General features: G+C 35.6%; 22 protein-coding genes. 5 read left to right on the top strand and 17 right to left on the bottom strand.

Annotation, left to right across the window (positions count from 1 at the left end; all coding sequences use genetic code 11):
* Positions 1-44 precede the first annotated feature (44 nt).
* Both AC5YGG_RS15000 and AC5YGG_RS14995 read right to left on the bottom strand, forming a co-directional pair.
* Positions 45-332, bottom strand: a complete 288-nt coding sequence (locus AC5YGG_RS15000) for a cytochrome C (RefSeq protein ID WP_496145274.1) — start codon at positions 330-332, stop codon at positions 45-47.
* 20 nt (positions 333-352) lie between these two features.
* The gene (locus tag AC5YGG_RS14995) at positions 353-643 is read right to left on the bottom strand and encodes a c-type cytochrome (RefSeq protein ID WP_496145273.1); all 291 of its coding nucleotides are present in this window, start codon (positions 641-643) and stop codon (positions 353-355) included.
* Positions 644-838: 195 nt separating this feature from the next.
* On the opposite strand from AC5YGG_RS14995, the gene meaB reads away from it, so the two are divergent.
* Positions 839-1831, top strand: a complete 993-nt coding sequence (gene meaB, locus AC5YGG_RS14990) for a methylmalonyl Co-A mutase-associated GTPase MeaB (protein ID WP_496145272.1) — start codon at positions 839-841, stop codon at positions 1829-1831.
* On the opposite strand, the gene AC5YGG_RS14985 is transcribed toward meaB, so the two are convergent.
* Positions 1828-2376, bottom strand: a complete 549-nt coding sequence (locus AC5YGG_RS14985; protein ID WP_496145271.1) for a DUF4251 domain-containing protein — start codon at positions 2374-2376, stop codon at positions 1828-1830. The two genes, meaB and AC5YGG_RS14985, sit on opposite strands and share 4 nt — an antisense overlap.
* Before the next feature lie 108 nt (positions 2377-2484).
* Between AC5YGG_RS14985 and AC5YGG_RS14980 the strand changes: the two genes are divergently transcribed.
* Both AC5YGG_RS14980 and AC5YGG_RS14975 read left to right on the top strand, forming a co-directional pair.
* Positions 2485-3291 (top strand): M48 family metallopeptidase, encoded by an 807-nt coding sequence (locus tag AC5YGG_RS14980; RefSeq protein ID WP_496145270.1) that lies wholly within the window; start codon positions 2485-2487, stop codon positions 3289-3291.
* Positions 3292-3501: 210 nt separating this feature from the next.
* Positions 3502-3813, top strand: a complete 312-nt coding sequence (locus tag AC5YGG_RS14975) for a hypothetical protein (protein WP_496145269.1) — start codon at positions 3502-3504, stop codon at positions 3811-3813.
* A gap of 39 nt (positions 3814-3852) precedes the next feature.
* Here the strand turns inward: AC5YGG_RS14975 and AC5YGG_RS14970 are convergent, their stop codons facing one another.
* The 12 genes from AC5YGG_RS14970 to AC5YGG_RS14915 form a co-directional block, all read right to left on the bottom strand.
* Positions 3853-4464, bottom strand: a complete 612-nt coding sequence (locus tag AC5YGG_RS14970; protein WP_065396384.1) for an outer membrane beta-barrel protein — start codon at positions 4462-4464, stop codon at positions 3853-3855.
* Positions 4448-5257 carry an ABC transporter ATP-binding protein gene (locus AC5YGG_RS14965; protein WP_496145268.1) on the bottom strand — a complete coding sequence of 270 codons (810 nt, stop codon included), beginning with the start codon at positions 5255-5257 and terminating at the stop codon, positions 4448-4450. Before AC5YGG_RS14965 ends, AC5YGG_RS14970 begins: the two co-directional genes overlap by 17 nt.
* A complete protein-coding gene (locus AC5YGG_RS14960) occupies positions 5257-6009 on the bottom strand; it encodes an MlaE family ABC transporter permease (protein ID WP_496145267.1) in 753 nt (250 codons plus the stop codon). The genes AC5YGG_RS14965 and AC5YGG_RS14960 overlap by 1 nt, the downstream gene beginning before the upstream one ends.
* Positions 6010-6105: 96 nt before the next feature.
* The gene (locus tag AC5YGG_RS14955) at positions 6106-7476 is read right to left on the bottom strand and encodes an exopolysaccharide biosynthesis polyprenyl glycosylphosphotransferase (protein ID WP_496145266.1); all 1371 of its coding nucleotides are present in this window, start codon (positions 7474-7476) and stop codon (positions 6106-6108) included.
* A gap of 43 nt (positions 7477-7519) precedes the next feature.
* Positions 7520-8149 carry a 7-carboxy-7-deazaguanine synthase QueE gene (locus AC5YGG_RS14950; protein ID WP_496145265.1) on the bottom strand — a complete coding sequence of 210 codons (630 nt, stop codon included), beginning with the start codon at positions 8147-8149 and terminating at the stop codon, positions 7520-7522.
* 7 nt (positions 8150-8156) lie between these two features.
* The gene (locus AC5YGG_RS14945) at positions 8157-9041 is read right to left on the bottom strand and encodes a bifunctional 5,10-methylenetetrahydrofolate dehydrogenase/5,10-methenyltetrahydrofolate cyclohydrolase (RefSeq protein ID WP_496145264.1); all 885 of its coding nucleotides are present in this window, start codon (positions 9039-9041) and stop codon (positions 8157-8159) included.
* A gap of 46 nt (positions 9042-9087) precedes the next feature.
* Positions 9088-10728, bottom strand: a complete 1641-nt coding sequence (gene pgi / locus AC5YGG_RS14940; protein WP_496145263.1) for a glucose-6-phosphate isomerase — start codon at positions 10726-10728, stop codon at positions 9088-9090.
* A gap of 204 nt (positions 10729-10932) precedes the next feature.
* Positions 10933-11538, bottom strand: coding sequence for a hypothetical protein (locus AC5YGG_RS14935; RefSeq protein ID WP_496145262.1), 606 nt, complete (start codon positions 11536-11538; stop codon positions 10933-10935).
* Positions 11528-12037, bottom strand: a complete 510-nt coding sequence (locus AC5YGG_RS14930; RefSeq protein WP_496145261.1) for an RNA polymerase sigma factor — start codon at positions 12035-12037, stop codon at positions 11528-11530. Before AC5YGG_RS14930 ends, AC5YGG_RS14935 begins: the two co-directional genes overlap by 11 nt.
* A gap of 25 nt (positions 12038-12062) precedes the next feature.
* Positions 12063-12794, bottom strand: a complete 732-nt coding sequence (locus AC5YGG_RS14925) for a TraB/GumN family protein (protein WP_496145364.1) — start codon at positions 12792-12794, stop codon at positions 12063-12065.
* Positions 12742-12933 carry a hypothetical protein gene (locus AC5YGG_RS14920; RefSeq protein WP_496145260.1) on the bottom strand — a complete coding sequence of 64 codons (192 nt, stop codon included), beginning with the start codon at positions 12931-12933 and terminating at the stop codon, positions 12742-12744. Before AC5YGG_RS14920 ends, AC5YGG_RS14925 begins: the two co-directional genes overlap by 53 nt.
* A 151-nt stretch (positions 12934-13084) precedes the next feature.
* Positions 13085-13999 carry a DUF4349 domain-containing protein gene (locus AC5YGG_RS14915; protein WP_496145259.1) on the bottom strand — a complete coding sequence of 305 codons (915 nt, stop codon included), beginning with the start codon at positions 13997-13999 and terminating at the stop codon, positions 13085-13087.
* 209 nt (positions 14000-14208) lie between these two features.
* Here AC5YGG_RS14915 and AC5YGG_RS14910 point away from each other — a divergent pair, with 209 nt between their 5' ends.
* The gene (locus tag AC5YGG_RS14910; protein WP_496145258.1) at positions 14209-15567 is read left to right on the top strand and encodes an acyl-CoA dehydrogenase family protein; all 1359 of its coding nucleotides are present in this window, start codon (positions 14209-14211) and stop codon (positions 15565-15567) included.
* A 44-nt stretch (positions 15568-15611) separates the two neighbouring features.
* Here the strand turns inward: AC5YGG_RS14910 and AC5YGG_RS14905 are convergent, their stop codons facing one another.
* Complete coding sequence (locus tag AC5YGG_RS14905; protein WP_496145257.1) at positions 15612-15989, bottom strand: MauE/DoxX family redox-associated membrane protein; 378 nt, start codon at positions 15987-15989, stop codon at positions 15612-15614.
* 147 nt (positions 15990-16136) lie between these two features.
* Between AC5YGG_RS14905 and AC5YGG_RS14900 the strand changes: the two genes are divergently transcribed.
* Complete coding sequence (locus tag AC5YGG_RS14900; RefSeq protein WP_496145256.1) at positions 16137-16394, top strand: bacteriocin-like protein; 258 nt, start codon at positions 16137-16139, stop codon at positions 16392-16394.
* A 76-nt stretch (positions 16395-16470) separates the two neighbouring features.
* Here AC5YGG_RS14900 and AC5YGG_RS14895 read toward each other — a convergent pair whose 3' ends face one another.
* Positions 16471-17583, bottom strand: a complete 1113-nt coding sequence (locus AC5YGG_RS14895; RefSeq protein WP_496145255.1) for an AI-2E family transporter — start codon at positions 17581-17583, stop codon at positions 16471-16473.
* Positions 17584-17726: the final 143 nt, after the last annotated feature.

Here is a 17726-nt window from a genome sequence, read left to right as displayed (position 1 = left end):
ATTTTTACCATAAAAGAAAAAAAAATAAGCTTTCCTTGGAAAGCTTATTTTTTATTTACAGAGATCAGATAATCATACACCATTTGATGCTGATCATCAGTAAGTTTGGCTTTAGGAGCCATTCTGCTCAGTGTATTGATCCAGCCCTGATTATCATGCTTGGTGGGTTCCGGCAGTTTATGGCATTTTGAACAGGAATTTTCAAAAATGGTCTTTCCCTGAGCCAACTGTTCGGATGAGGTATACTTCGGTCCTGTTACAGCCGTACTTTTTGGTCCGCAGGAAATCAGGAATGCTGATGCTGCAATACCGCTTAAGATTAGTTTTTTCATACCTTTATTTGTTTGGTGAATTACTTTTTCACAGAAACAATGTAATCATAAACCCATTTGTGCTGGTCATCCGTAAGCTTTGCCTTTGGAGCCATTGCATTCATAATACCTACCCATTGTACAGAATTATGTGAAGCAGGATCAGGTAGCTTATGACATTTTCCACAAGAATTCTCAAAAATAGTTTTTCCCTGAGCGATCTCTTCAGCAGTAGATGTTGAAGTTCCGGCTGTAGCAGCAGTAGATGCTTTTGGAGTACAGGAAACTAAAAGGATAGCAGTAAACGATGCCGCAGCAATGAGTTTTTTCATGTTTCTTATTTTGATATATAACAAATGTAATAAATTCCGGAACCCGTTGATACAGCGTGTTGTAGTTTTAATTTAGAAGAAATAAAAATTAAATTAATACAAATATAAATGTGAAATCAAAAGAATTCAAGCTTTTGTCTTTTCATTGGATACCAGCTATTGACCATTCCCATTTTAATTATTAATTTTGAATCAATGAAATTTTCTACAGAAGAACTAACAGAAGGAATAAAATCAGGAAACAAACGCCTGATCGCGAAAGCTATTACTTTAGTTGAAAGTAAAAAGGCTGAGCACAGAATACAGGCGGAAGATCTTCTGAAAAGAATTATGCCTTTAACGGGAAATTCCGTAAGAGTTGGAGTAACAGGGGTCCCTGGTGCCGGAAAATCTACATTCATTGAAAGTTTCGGTAGATTGGCAATTGCTCAGGGTAAAAAAGTTGCTGTTCTTGCCATTGACCCAAGTTCTTCAATCAACAAAGGAAGTATTCTCGGGGATAAAACCCGTATGGAAGAGCTTGCCAAAGAAGAAAATGCATTTATCCGCCCCTCTCCGAGTTCAGGATTTTTAGGAGGAGTCGCCAATACAACATTCGAGACAATGATGATCTGTGAAGCTGCAGGCTATGATTATATTTTAATTGAAACCGTTGGAGTGGGGCAGTCAGAAGTTTTGGTCGCTGATATTACCGATGTTTTCTTATTCCTTAAAATTATCGGTGGTGGAGATGAACTTCAGGGAATAAAAAGAGGAATTATGGAAATGGTTGACGTCATTTTTATCAATAAAGTAGACCAGGATAATTTTCAGAAATCAAAAAATACAAGACTTGAACTAAAAAGAGCGCTGGATTTTATTCCACCTAAAGAAAAAGGCTGGAAAATTCCTGTATTATTGGGTTCTGCTTTAAAAAATGAAGGATTACAGGATGTTTATGATAAAATTTCAGAATTTATAGAGCTTAAAAAGAAAGAGGGAAGATTTGATGAGGTTCGAACCCAGCAGGCAGAAAAACGGTTTGAATATTGGGTTCAGGAATACATTTTATCCCTGATGAAGAAAAGCAATACAGTAGAAGAAGCCTATCAGATGCATAAAAAAAATGCTTCAGAGATGGTTTCCAATCCAAGCACTGAAGCAAAATTATTTGTTGAAAAATTTTTATCGGGTGAAAACAGACATTAAAGTTTTTCTTTTTCATGTTTTACCTCTATTTTAGAAATATATCCGTCATAAGAAATCGGTTGTCTATCATTACTTTTTATAGCAACAAATGCTTTACCGCTTTTGAAGATTTCTATAATGATCTCTTGTGTAGTTTTTACATCATTAGGCTTGATTTTTACAATCCATGTGCCTTTTTTGTTCTGAGTTTTATCAACGGTGAAGTCCTTTGAAGTGAATCTGTATCCGTTGTCATTCGTGTTTCCGTAAGTAGGATTAAATAATCTTCCGAAGTAAGGTAATACTACGTCTACACTATTTTTAGTAACATCAATAGTATAATCTCCGTTTAAGTTCAACATTCTGGTAGACGTTGAATTCGGCATCGAATTCATGACATTGATGACATCATAATTCGTGGGATTCGCTCTTTGTGCATAGAATGTAAACTCCTGGGAATCTACCAACGTATTCACTACTGCAGGATCTGAAGAACCCTGGGATGCACAGCTCTGAAAAAAGAACAATGCCCCGAAAATCATCAGAAGAGAAATATACTTTTTCATGATTGATATAAATTAATTAAATTTAAACAGCAAAATGTATGCAAATATATTCTTTCTGGAATATTTTGGAATAAAAATTGTTAAGGTTGAATTATTAACACTCAAACTATGAAAGTTACACATCTATTAGGATTTGGAGCATTCGCTCTGTCGATTGCTGCTTGTACTACCAACCCGATTACCGGAAGGTCGTCTTTACAGTTGGCGAATAATTCAGAAATTTTAACAATGTCTGCACAGGAATACAAAACGACATTGTCTAAAGGTAAGCTTATTACCGGAACAGCAGATGCAAAGAGAGTGGTAAATGTAGGAAACAGAATAAAAAGCGCAGCGGAAAGATATTACCAGAGTATAGGAAGATCAGCAGATCTTGCCAATTACAGCTGGGAATTTGCTCTTTTGCAAAGTAATGAACTAAATGCATGGTGTATGCCTGGAGGTAAAGTAGCTGTTTATACAGGAATTTTACCAATTACAAAAGATGACAACGGACTTGCTGTAGTAATGGGACATGAGGTTTCCCACGCACTGGCTGGTCACGGAAACGAAAGAATTTCACAAGCGATGATGGCTCAGTACGGAGGAGCTATTCTTGGAGGAGCTATTTCAAATGCTCAATGGGCAAGTGTTTTCCAGAAAGTATATCCTATCGGATCTCAGGTTGCCTTATTGAAATATGGTAGAGGTCAGGAGTCAGAAGCTGATGAAATGGGGCTTTACCTGATGTCTATGGCTGGATATGATCCAAGAGCTGCAATTCCTTTCTGGAATAGAATGGAAGCTGCTTCTTCAGGAGCAAGACAACCGGAATTCTTGTCAACTCACCCTAATCCGGAAACAAGAATCTCGGATATTAACAAAGACTTACCAAAGGCTTTAGAGTATTATAAGGCTGCGGGAGGAAAAATATAGCTTATTGCTTATTATAGAGAGGGAGGACTGGTTGATGAAATTAAGTCCTTCTTTTTGTTTATAATTGTTTTTTATGGGAAGAGAAAGTTTTGTGAAATAAAATGGTTATTAAAACATTCACAGAATTAAAATCTATTCCCGGGGAAAGGCTTATTAATTTTTAGTAAATTTGATAAGGCTTTTTAAATATAATCACTTAAACACAATATTATGAAGAGTTTATCAATTACCGGACTTATCCTTTTAGCTGTTTCAGCATTGCTTTTTTATCTTACTACTGATTTTGCTGTAGAGCAGATCAGAATTTCTCATGTCATGGGAATGATGGCTGGAGTAGGTATCGGGCTGATCATCGGAGGTATGGTAGGATATGTAAGTAAAGGAAGTGCTATAAAGGCTGAACAAAAGAAAAAAGAATTCAAACAGCTTCAGAAAGAAAAAGAAGAACTGGAGAAACAGGCAGCTGATATTGCAAAACGTCAGGCTGAACTTGATAATCAAAATCAAAATCCTCAAATATAAAATTTGAGGATTTTTAAAGTTGTTATTTTCGAGTGTTGATTAAAATTTATATCCCAGCCCTAGCATAAATAAATTAGGTCTGTTATCATATCTGATTTCCGAACCGGAAACTCTGTTGATAAAATTTCTTTCATCCTTGCTGAATGCACCTTCATATCTTGCATTTACAATAAGCTTTTTGATTTCAAGCTGTGCCCCGAATTGATATCCTACTGTAAAGTCATTTTTTGCATTTTCCTTGAAATCATTGTAAGTGTTGTCTTTACTCAGATTAAAGCTTCCTACAGGTCCTACAAATACCCCAAGCATATTTCCTAAAACGTTATATCCTAAAAGAACAGGAACGTCGATACGGTTGCTTTTTACATCAAAAGTCGTATTTTCAGTAGTGAATTCATTCTTAAAGTGAGTGTAATAAACCTCCGGCATTAAGAATAATGAAGTAGGCAATCCTACCTTTAATGAAAGACCCACGTTGAATCCTACATTGTTTTTCCCTGTTCCCTCTACGGCATCAGTCACTGTTCCTTTAATGTTGGACCATGAAGGTGAGCCGGTAGGAAAGATTAAGTTTGCTTTACCTGCCAGTGAAATCTGTGCAGAAGCCCACATTGAAAACCCTATTAACGCTATACTAAGTACCTTTTTCATTATCGTCTAATTTTGTATTCTCAATCGTTTTATTATTTTCAAGTAAATATTCTCTCAGTTCTTTGAATAGTTCTGAAGAATAAACGAAGTCAATCAGGTTTTTATTGCCTGCAGTGATCAGGATGTCCTTATTCCCTTCCCATTCTTTGATTCCGAGTCTTAGGTATACAATTTTTTCGCCAATCGTCATTACAGAGTTCATGTCATGCGTATTGATGATGGTTGTTGTATTATATTCCTTAGTAATCTCATATAGGAGATCATCGATGATTTTGGAGGTATAAGGGTCTAGCCCTGAGTTGGGCTCATCACAAAATAAATATTTGGGATTGTTTACAATAGCCCTTGCGATAGCCACCCTTTTCTGCATTCCTCCTGATATTTCAGACGGATATTTTCTTTCAGCCTTATCAAGATGCACTCTTCCGATTACCTCAAAAACTCTTTTCTTTTTCTCTCTGTAAGTAAGATTGGTAAACATATCCAGTGGGAACATAATGTTTTCCTCCACTGTTAAAGAGTCAAACAATGCACTTCCCTGGAATACGGTTCCGATTTCTGAGCGAAGATGCTGTTTCTCTTCACGGTTCATCGTATTCACATCGCGTCCATCAAACAGAATTTCTCCTGATGACGGCATATAAACATTCAATAAGCTTTTAAGGAATACTGTTTTTCCAGAACCACTTTGCCCAATGATGAGATTTACTTTTCCTTTATCAAATGACGTTGAAATTCCCTTAAGTACTTCAACATCGCCAAAATTTTTCTTAAGATCTTTTACCTCAATCATTAGCTTAATATTAATTGGGTTAAAATTAACTCGGAAATGATAATAAAAACCATTGTCCATACCACAGCTTGTGTACTTGCTCTACCTACTTCCAACGATCCTCCTTTCACAAAGTATCCGAAATAGGATGGTACTGTGGCAATAATGAATGCGAAAACTATGGTTTTGGTAAATGCATAATAGATAAACAGATTCGGCATATACATCTGAATCCCTACAATATAGTCATTCTCCGTCCAGTTACCTGTTAAAATCCCGGCAATATAACCTCCACCAATACCAAATACGATACTAATAGCAATAAGAAGGGGATTAAAAATCATACAGGCAATGATTTTCGGAAATATCAAAAAGTTGGGTGAGTTTACTCCCATAATATCCAACGCATCAATCTGTTCGGAAACCCTCATCGTTCCAATACTTGAGGCAATGTATGAACCTACTTTACCTGCTAAAATTAAACTGATGATGGTAGGTGCAAACTCCAGTACAAGTACCGCTTTTGTTGCATATCCTACAAATGAAGGCGGGATAGGAAAAGAAGAAGCATCAAAGTTATTAAACATTTGAATAGCAACTACAGCCCCCACGAATATTGATGTGAAGACTACAAGTCCGAAAGAATTTACTCCCAAATCATTAATTTCTCTCATGAACAGCTTCCAAAAAACCCTCATTTTCTGGGGTTTCTGCAGGGATTTTCCTAAAAGGATAATGTATTCCCCTATTGCTGTGAAAAACTTTTTTAACATACTGCTAAATTAGACTTTTTTATTGAAATAGGCTAGGGTTGAATTGAAGACTGAAGTCCGGAAAATGTTAAAATTATTCTAACCATGATCCCAGCTTTATTTTGCGTTTTTATCGCCCCCAATTACAAGAAGGACCGTTTTTAATATAATCACAAGATCCAGAACAAAACTCCAGTTCCTTACATAAAAGGCATCAGCCAATACACGTTTTTTCATCTCCACTTCCACATCACCAAAATCTCCGCGAAGTCCGTTTACCTGTGCAAGACCAGTAATACCGGGGCTTACCATACTTCTTAAACTGTATCTTCCGATTTTTGGTTTATAATAATTATCAACAGCCAGCATATGGGGACGGGGTCCTACAACAGACATTTGCCCTTTCAATACATTGATAAACTGTGGAAGTTCATCAAGGCTGGTTTTTCTCAAAAATTTACCTATAGAAGTTATTCTTGAATCATTTTCACTGGTGGTTTTTGTTGTGGATTCATTGTTTACCACCATTGTCCGGAATTTAATACAGTTAAATACCTCTTCATGGAAACCATATCTTTTCTGAAGGAAAAAAACCGGTCCTTTTGAAGTCATTTTAATCAAGAGGGCAATAATCGGAAACATCCATGAACAAACAAAAACCATTACCAATATTGAAAAGATAATGTCAAATGCTCTTTTCATCAGAAAATTGGAATAATAATCCAATGGGTATCTTGCCTGATTAAGAACAGGCTGGGTCTGAATATAAGCTAAATCATAAAGGAAAAAATCACTTTGAGTAATACTCGGAATCAGTGAAATATGAACCTTATTCTCTTCTGCCAATCTGAAAATTTCAGATTCTGATCTTTCATCATAGGAGTTTTCTGTAGATAGAAACAGGGTATGAATTCCGTTTTTTTTCCAGAGATTAACTAATTCATCAGCATTAATATCTTTATTTTCGTGTTCAAATATCCTGTATCCATAATCTTTACGATCTTTAAATATATTTTTTAAGATCTCAGTAGAATCACCATCTCCTAAAAACATAATGTTCCTGTAGTTTACCCCTAAAGATCTCAGGTATTTAATGGAAAAATAAATGAGTGATTTTGCCAGAAAAATGAAGATAAACAGATAAAATGAAAGCCAGTATATATCTGAATTAAAAAATACATTATTGCTGACCTTTCCGATAAGCAGAACGCCCAGAATAAAGAATATAAAGTGTACCAAAAGCCTTTCAAGATACAAAGTATAGGTTAAGTTTCTCGGGATATTATATATTTTTGTTCTACCACTCAGGAGTACCCAAAACAAAAATATGAGAATAAGGGAAAAGGTGTTTTGATACCAGGTTTCTTTATGGTATCTTAGGTTCTCGTTTCTGCTTATAAAAAAGAATATGAAGATAGATGCAATAACCATGAGGTCAAGCAAAATAATGATTGATTTCAGGTATCTAGAGTATCGAATTCTCTGCATCTATCAAGGTTATTACGGAAACGGCTAGCTAATGTACATCTTTTTATGGGATATTCAGATATTTATGGGTCTGAACGGATGCCTGCCATTCCGGATGCTCCAAAATGAAGTCCGTAATTTTAGGATACATATCATCTCGCTTGCTCCATTCACTTTGAAGATAAAGCTTGCAGTTTTCTGAAACTTTTGCAGCCTGTTCTTGTGCAAATGCAAAGTCATGATTATTGAAAACGATTACTTTAAGCTCGTGAGCCTTTTGATAAATTTCTTCTTTTGGAAGTCCTGTTTTCTTTGGTGAAAGAGTGATCCAGTCCAAATGTCCGCTCATTGGATAGGCGCCAGAAGTTTCAATGTGAATGGTACATCCAAGTTCCTTTAGTTTAGAGGTAAGGATTTCCAGGTTCCACGTTAGAGGTTCTCCACCTGTAAGAACTATTGTTTTACAATGTTTAGCCGCGGTTTCTGCAATTTCTACAGCATCCATCAACGGGTGAAGTGCTGGGTCCCAGCTTTCCTTTACATCGCACCAATGACACCCGACATCGCAGCCTCCTAATCTTATAAAATAAGCGGCTTTTCCAGTGTGTGCTCCTTCTCCCTGTAAAGTGTAAAAATGCTCCATCACAGGGAGCATTTTACCTTCTTTTAATAAAATATCTTGTTCTTTATTCATTTTAAAATTAGTCGTTATAGACCGAAGTTTTATAAGCAATGATGGTGTTTTTCATCAACATCGCTCTCGTCATTGGTCCTACTCCTCCGGGTACTGGTGTGATCCAGCTTGCTTTTGCTGCGCAGCTGTCAAAGTCTACGTCACCAGCAAGGTAATATCCTTTTGGAGAATCATCATCTACTCTTGTAATACCAACGTCTACAATTACAGCACCTTCCTTGATCATTTCTCCTTTTAAGAAGTGAGGATCTCCCAAAGCGGTAATAACGATGTCTGCCTTTTTAGTATATTCTTCGATGTCCTTAGTATATGAGTGGGTAAGAGTTACAGTAGAGTTTCCCGGGAAATCTTTTCTTCCCATAAGAATACTCATTGGTCTTCCTACAATTTTACTTCTTCCGATGATTACACAGTCTTTTCCTTTAGTCTCAATATTATATCTTTCCAATAATGTTAAGATTCCGAAAGGGGTAGCAGGTAAGAAAGTATCCATTTCAAGAGCCATTTTTCCAAAGTTTTCAGGGTGGAACCCATCCACGTCTTTTCTTGGATCAATAGCATTGATGATTTTCTCCTGATCTACCTGATCCGGTAAAGGCAACTGAACGATAAATCCGTCAACTGCTTTAGATTTATTCAGTTCATCAATTGTTTCCAATAGTTCAGATTCTGAAACTGTGCTTGGAAATTTGATTAAGCTTGATTGGAACCCTACCTCTTCGCAGTCTTTCACTTTAGCATTTACGTAAGCCTTACTTGCACCGTTGTTTCCCACAAGGATTGCTACAAGGTGCGGAGCTCTTCTTTTGCTTGCAAGGATTTTTTCCACTTCAGCTTTGATCTCAGCTTTTATTTCCTTGGATACTTTAAGTCCGTCAAGAATTTCTGCCATTTTTACTTTTTACTTTTATTTAGATTTATTTTTACTTTCTTTTTTACTATTTAAATTCTTTATAATAGTTAATCAATCCATTGGTAGAACTATCATGTGAATTTATGGTCTCATTGCTTTCAAGCTCAGGTAATATTTTATTAGCCAGTACTTTACCTAGTTCAACACCAAACTGATCGAAGCTGAAAATATTCCATATAACCCCCTGAACGAAGATTTTATGTTCATACAGAGCAATTAATTGTCCTAATGAAAAAGGAGTTAATTCCTTGAATAATATAGAGTTAGTAGGCGTGTTTCCATGGAAGACCTTGAAGTTTAATAGTCTGTCAATTTCTTCATCGGATTTTCCTGCATTAGTAAGCTCTTCTTCCACTTCTTCTTCTGTTTTACCGAAGGCAAGAGCTTCTGTCTGAGCGAAGAAGTTTGCTAATAATTTATCCTGATGATCAGAAACTTTATTACTGCTTTTCGCGTATGCAATAAAATCTGCAGGAATCAATTCTGTACCCTGGTGAATCAATTGATAAAAAGCATGCTGTCCGTTCGTTCCAGGCTCTCCCCAGATGATTGGTCCTGTTTCATATTCTACGAATTCTCCGTTTCTGTCTACACATTTGCCATTGCTTTCCATATCTCCCTGTTGAAGATAAGCAGCAAATCTGTCAAGATATTGTGAGTAAGGAAGAATAGCATAGCTTGTTGCGGCATAGAAATTACGATACCAGATTCCCAAAAGTCCCATTAATACCGGAACGTTTTCAGAAAAATCTGCAGTCTGAAAATGTTGATCCGTATCAAAAGCTCCTTTTAAAAGCTGTTCAAAGTTTTCATATCCTACTGCCAATACGATGCTTAGACCGATTGCACTCCAAAGAGAGTATCTTCCGCCTACCCAGTCCCAGAATTCGAAAATGTTTTCTTCCGCGATTCCGAAGTTTTTTACAGCTTCAATATTGGTAGATAAAGCAACAAAGTGTTTTGCTACGTCTTCCTGTTTTCCTGCCTTTAAGAACCAGTCTTTAGCAGAATTTGCATTAGTCATTGTTTCCTGAGTGGTAAATGTTTTGGAAGCAACGATGAATAATGTAGTTTCAGGATTAAGGTTTTTCACAACCTCTGCAATATGATTTCCGTCCACATTCGATACAAAGTGAACGTTAAGTCTTGTTTTAAAATGCTTTAAAGCAGAACACACCATCACCGGACCAAGGTCAGAACCTCCGATTCCGATATTCACAACATCGGTAATGTCTTTTCCACTGAAACCTTTATGCTCTCCAGAAATAATCTTTTCAGAGAAAGCTTTCATGTGATCCAGTACTCTTTTGATCTGTGGCTTTATATTTTCCCCGTCTACCAAAATTTCACGATCTGAAAAATCTCTTAATGCGGTATGAAGTACTGCTCTTCCTTCGGTTTCATTGATTTTATCCCCGGAAAACATCTTTGCAATAGCATCTTTAAGCTGGCATTCTTCTGCCAGTTGCAATAAAAGATCTTTAGTTCTGGAATCGATCAGGTTTTTAGAATAATCAAAAAGGTAGTTATCCTTTTGTAAAGAGAATTCATTAAAACGGTTTGGGTTATACTGGAACAGACTTCTTAGTTCAAGGTCACTTCCTGCAAAATGTTCGTCAAGGGCTTTCCAGCTGTTGGTTTGTATTGGGTTTATTTTTGATAGCATGTTTTGGGAATTTATAGTTCAGAAAAGAGTATATCGGATCAAATCTTTAGAAATCCATAACACTTTATTTCTGATCTGCAAATTTAAGGAAAAATAAAACCTCAGATAAATTTGATGATGATAAATAACAATTTTTTAAAAAACAAAACCTCAGAATTGCTCTGAGGTTTATTTTTACCTTCTTAAAAATGTTTTTTCGAAAAATTATTCATCCATTTCATTCAGAATATTTTCTAATTGTTTAGCATGTCTTCCATAGAAGTATTTTGTCCATAGAATTACACTTACAACTACGGATAGGGTCCCTATTAAAACAGCAAGAATTAAGGCTGACTGACTTGTATTTGTGAGCTCAGAAAGGCTTTTTCCTTTTTTCTCCAAAACATTATAAATTGCCAATCCAATAGTAACCAAGAAGTGTGGAAGCAGTAAAAACCCGAATGACTGGTATCTTTCCATATTCAATCTAAGCTCGTGGTAGATCTTCCAAAGGCTGTTTTTGGTGTTTCCTGTGTAAAGCTCCGTTTGTTTATAAAATTTATAAAATCCATACAGATAATATGTTGATATAACCACCATCATGGTGTAAGATATATAATAAATAATATATTGTGATGTCGGGAAACCTAGTTGAAAAGGGAAAAGCCCGATCAGAATAATAGCAATCACCTGCATTGGAAATTCCTTTTTCATACTTTTCTGAATTTTTTCAATAGGATGTTTACTTTCCTTTAGCTGTTCTATATTGTCAGGAATATTAACGTTTCCGTCCTCATTATTCCATTGTTCTTTTAATTGATCAAAGTTCATAACCTGATTTTTTTATGATTTGTTGTATTTTTTCTTTTGTTCTGTTGAGTTTTACCCGTGCATTTCCTTCACTTAATCCAAGATTACTTCCGATTTCTTTATGTGACATTCCTTCCATGAAATAAAATATGACGGCTTTTTCCAGGGAATTAAGTTCCTGTACGGCATGGTAGAAAATTTCAAGTTGCTTATCCTTGGCTGGGTTATAATCCTCTTGTTGTACCTCAAAATGTTGTGGAGTATCCGCATGGTTTTTAGACCTCTGTTTTTCCTTTTTTAAAAAAGTAATCGCAGTATTGATAGCGACACGATACATCCATGTGGAAAATTCGCTGTTTCCTTTAAAGTTTTGATAAGATTTCCAAAGCTGGATGAGGATTTCCTGCTGGAGATCTTCCCGGTCTTCCAGAGAATCTGCATAGATCCGGGAAGCTTTGTATAAAATACCTTTGTGCTGATTAACAAGCTTTAGAAAGGCGGTTTCAGTTGGATTACTCACAGTAATTTCATGGTTAGGTTGATGATTATTGAGTCACTGGCTTTACGGTGTATCCTTTTGATTTCAGGAGATGAATTAATCCATTTTCTCCCAAAAGGTGTCCGCTTCCCACTGCAAAGAAAGTACTTTTATCCTTCATGATTTGTGGCATTGTTTCTACCCATTTATTATTTCGGTCAGTTAAAACATATTTTTCCTGTTCCTTATTCATAAATCTTGGATCTTTGATAAGCTGGTCGAGATCTTTCAGATTTTCATTTTTAAATGCTTCAGTCATTTTTTTGGATGCAATACTGTATTCATTACCAAGCTTTAGCTGGGATATTGTTTCTTTCAGATTGTATGCTTTTCCTATTGCATAGATCTGATCATTTACTTTTTCCAGACCAGCTATCCTTTTTTTCTCTTCCAGTGCTTTTTTTAACAATTCGATTTCATACATTTTCACTTCATTTTGAGGGCAGGGAATCGCTTTCGTTGCAATAAGAGTATATAGTGCCTGTGGGCTGTGGTTATCTACTTTCTTCAGATCAGTTCCGTAATCTGCAAGTACATTATTCAGTTCTGTAGCTTCTGCCGGTGTCAATTGTTCAGATATTTTTTGATCTGCATTCATCATTTTCTGCATAGCAAGCATTTCGTTTTGATCTGTATAATTAATTTCCATTACAAAATTCTCAGCCTTGTTGAGTGCATTCCAAACCTTAGGTTTGATCTCGAAATCTTTGCTGCATAAGACATGAAATGTTCCTGCAATATAGGATGGTTTCGAAAGACCATTTCCGGATACTTCCCATAGAAGACTGTTGTTGTCTGTGTTCTTTTTTTTGTGCGTTTGTAGTGATAGAACTCATTGATAATAATGCGGCAAATCCAAGTTTAATTAAAGTTTTCATATTATTGATTTTTTGATTTTCTGTTCTTTTAAACAGTAGGTAAGGGGAGTATTATAATCGTTACAGTTTTTTTTGAAAAAAATAAAAACCTCCCGCAAACAGGAGGTTGTAAAATCTAAAATTATGTTGATAACCATTTGGTTAGATGCGCTTAGTCTTGGCTTTTTGGGAGCTCAGGTTTTACTGATTTTCTTTTTCTTAAAAAATAAACCAATGCTCCTGCGATTATTAAAATTGGCCAGATATTGATAAGTCCTACAATGATTTTCTGTATTAAATAAAACCCATACACAAACCCGTCTTTTGCATCATAGATAAAATTATATCTGTATTTATTGTCAATACTTTTTGTATTGGTGACTGCAATTTCTGCAATACGAAGCTTAGGTTCCTTGATATAAATATCAACAGTGCTGTATTTAAGATGATCAGCCATGTTCATGACATTGAGTTTTTGAAGATTTCCTTCAGCCATGTTGTCATTATCAAGGGCTACTTTATCTTTATTCGTTTTTATCTTTTCGATATTTTCAGAAGTCTGTTGATTTCTTTTCGCTTCCAGTTCCGAATATTTAATATTAGCAGTTACATCTTCCGCATTAATGGATCTTGAATTAAGAAATAATTTATTGGTATTAATGGAGGTTAAAAAGTCACCTAGTTTTTCAGTAGGAACTCGCACCTGCATTGTGTTTTCAGTCTGATATTTTTTAATGAGCATTGCTTCCGTATCAGACGTATTGTAAGTTTCTTCAGACATTACATTACTTTGAAGATTACTTTTGGTAACAAAACCTCCAAGTTCCTGAACAGATTTTTCAATTGAAATGGTCGCATTATAAACATCCTTCACTTCCATATTGATGTCAGCTGTTTTGATAAACTTTTTATCTTTTACTTCCATGCTGGCAGCAGAGGAAACACTGTCTGCTATTGTCGCTGCTGCAGAATCTGCAACTTCATAGCTTTTAAGTTCACTTTCGGAAGACGCATCCATTTTTTTACATGAATAAATTCCTAATAAAAGAACTGCTGATAATGATAATTTGATGTAAGTTGTTTTCATAGCGTAAGATTTTTGAGATTTTGCTTGAGTCAAAGTTCAGAAAGGATACTTTGTAACTTTTGAAAATTAGACGTAAAAAACTTGTAAAGGTAATTTTGTATTTTAATTACTTGAATATCATTGATTTGTAAAATAGCGGAAAATGTATGCTTTTGTTTTCGGAGTAATTTTTGCTTATCTTTTTACAAACCAAAATCACAATTATCATTATGTCAAATACCTTTTCTAAAATCAGAAATGCTATTGGGTTGTTTACTTCCATAGATTTCGATCAGCTAAGTGCCATTTCTCAAAAAGTAGATTTACCTAAGCTGATGCATAATTTTTCAAAACTAGATGATAAACAGCTCTCCGGACTCATGAAAATGCTGGATACCGATAAGAAAAAGAAAGAGCTTCCTCCTATTGATGGCGACTTTTATGATATATACCATACTTTAAGCCCTGAGCAAAGAGAAATTCAACTGAAAGTAAGAGCTTTTATGGAAAAAGAAGTAAAACCTTTAGTAAATCATTACTGGCTCAGAGACGAATTTCCTTTTGAATTGATTCCTAAATTTCAAAAACTGGATATCTGCGGAGTTACCTACGAAGGATATGGCTGTCCAGGAATGCCTTTTCTGATGGAAGGAGTTATTGCGATGGAAATGGCAAGAATTGATGCCTCTATTGCTACTTTTTTCGGAGTACAATCCGGGTTGGCAATGGGTTCTATCTACATCTGTGGCTCAGAAGAACAAAAGCAAAAATGGCTTCCACAAATGCAAAAATTCGAAAAAATAGGAGCTTTTGGTCTTACAGAACCGGAGGTAGGTTCAGGAGCGGCAGGAGGACTTACCGTAACATGTAAAAAGACAGAAGAAGGCTGGGTGTTAAATGGGCAGAAAAAATGGATAGGAAATGCCACTTTTGCAGATCTGGTGATCATTTGGGCTAGAGATTTAGATAGCGGAGAAGTAAAAGGCTTTATTGTAGAAAAAGATAATCCTGGATATTCTGTAGAGAAAATCAAAGGAAAAATGGCTCTTCGCATTGTTCAGAACGGATTAATCACATTGAAAGACTGTGTGATTACAGAAGAAAACCGCTTACAAAATGCCAATTCATTTAAAGATACAGGAAAAGTATTGAGAATGACAAGAGCCGGAGTGGCATGGATGGCAACAGGATGTGCAAGAGGAGCTTATGAAAGCGCTTTAGCCTATACTCGGACTAGAGAACAATTCGGTAAACCTATTGCTTCATTCCAGATGATTCAGGGGCATCTGGTAGAAATGTTATCCAATCTTACAGCGATGCAAACCATGGTGTTCAGATTATCGGAAATGCAGGATGAAGGCATTTTAAAAGATGAACATGCTTCTTTGGCAAAAGTATTCTGTACATTAAGAACGCGTGATATTGTTTCCAGAGCCCGGGAAGTGATGGGCGGAAATGGGATTCTTCTGGAATATGATGTCGCAAGATTTGTAGCGGATGCTGAAGCGATTTATTCTTACGAAGGAACAAAAGAAATCAACTCGCTCATCGTAGGAAGATCGATTACGGGATTCAGCGCATTTGTGTAAATGATAATAGTAAGTGAAGATTGATAGAAACTATCAATCCTCATTTATCCGACCAAAGCTTTGTATTTCTCTCTGTTGTCAATCAATATCCAGATATTAATGACAAATAATATCCCGGAGATACAAATACCTGCAGTTGATGGATCTCTGTATACATTATGAATCAAGATTCCCGTCAATACAGGCAGAATAATGATTGCGCCTAATGCTCTTGTTTTTGGAAAGATAAATAATAGCCCTCCTATTACTTCTACAACACCCACTAATGGTAATAGCCATCCGATTTCTCCGAATGCAGAATATATTTTCATTTGTGCCTCAGTAAGTGGAGGAGCAGGATTGTAATGAAAAAATTTATCTAATCCCGCGTTGATAAACATAATTCCGAATAAAAGGCAGATGATGAATTTTAAAATTTTCATATTAAATATTTTATATCAAATGTAAAATAAAAATGCAATTTTATTGTGATTTTATAAATAAATAATAATATTAAATTGGTTAATAGATAATTTTAAGTTCTGTATTGTTTTATTATTTATATTTGGAATACAATAAAACTTATAACTATGTTTAAAAATCTTAAAAAATTGAATCGCACAGACTTGAGAGAAATTCAGGGAGGTGGACGTATCGAATTATGTGATATCGGACCAGTGGGGTGTCCATGTAAAATACCGCCTGGAGATCCTTGTTTAGGAGGAGGTTCTGGAGGCGGAGGCGGAACAGATCCTAACCTTGGATATTGTCATGACAATCAATCTTATATTCCTTGTGAAGAATCCTGTCCGAACGGAATGAGACCACTTTGCGCATGGGGTGTATAAGAGGTATAAATAACGTAAGGCTGCTTGAAAAAAGCAGCCTTATTATTTTTATAGTTATTACTTAATCATTAAAGAACTAGTCCATTTCTTTCAAAGTAATATTCTTAGAGATTTTGTAACTCTTTTTCTTCTTATTGGGTTTTTCTTCTTCACCGAGTAATTTTCCCCAAGGTCTTAGATCATCTACACGCTCACAGATAATCTTGATGATAGCAATCGCGGGAATACATAGAAACATCCCTGCAATACCCCAAAGGTGTTCTCCCAACAGGATTCCGATGAATGAAAATAAAGCATTGATCTTTACTTTTGACCCTACTACAAAAGGTAAAACAATATTTCCGTCCACAGCATGTACAGCAATATAACCCATTGCTACATAAATGCAAGTTGAAGGACTGGATGTTGCAAAAGCTATAAAACAGGAAATTAAAAGAGATATAAATATTCCAAGATAAGGAATCACATTCAGAAGACCGGTAAGAACTGCCAGAAGAATGGCATATTTTACACCTAAAATCGTAAGAAGAATCGAAGTAAGAACTGATACAATGATCACCTGAAGAAATAATCCGAAGATATATTTTTTGGTCATAACTCGGATCTCATTTACAGCCTCCTGTACACTTGCTTTATGTCTTTCATTGAAAACCGTAACAATAAAATTGTTTAAAAGCCTTCTGTAGTTTAAAATGAAGATGAAAAATAAAGTAAAGAATATAATGAAACCAAATCCGGTTGAAAATATCCCGAAAGTGAAACCAAGAATTGCTCCAGATGAAGATAAAAGCTTATTCAGTCCTTGATTGATATAATCTACCTGCTCATCCACTTTTACATTAAACGTTTTCGAAACCCAATGCTGAAGACCTTCAAATACTGTTGTAAACTGTTCTTTGAGATGAGGGATGTCCTTGCTGAAATCAGACAGCTGAGTTGTAAAAAAGTAGATGATCCCACTTAAAATAATCAACATGATAAAAACCGATGTCATCGTTGAGACAGATCTTGGAAATCTTAATTTTCTTTCCATGAATGTAGCTGCCGGTAAAAACAGCATTGCCATTAAAAATGCAAGGAAGAAAGGAGCTAAAATACTTTGCCCCAATGCTAAAAGATAGCCGAGTCCAATGATTGAAATAACAACCAGGGTGAGCTTGACAAGGAAAGGAAGTCTAAGAAAATTCATAATCTAAAAATCTGCAGTGTGGAATAAAATTAAGAAAAACCTAGTGAACTGACATGCTTTTTATTCAATCCCTAACAATTTTTTCTTTCTGCTGATCAAATTTCGTTCCTAAATAGAATATAAAAAGCAGAAACACGTTCTGA

This window comes from Chryseobacterium sp. CS2K3 (genome assembly GCF_059515185.1).
Note: the sequence above shows the minus strand (reverse complement) of the source record. Positions and strands in the feature narration are given on the sequence as shown.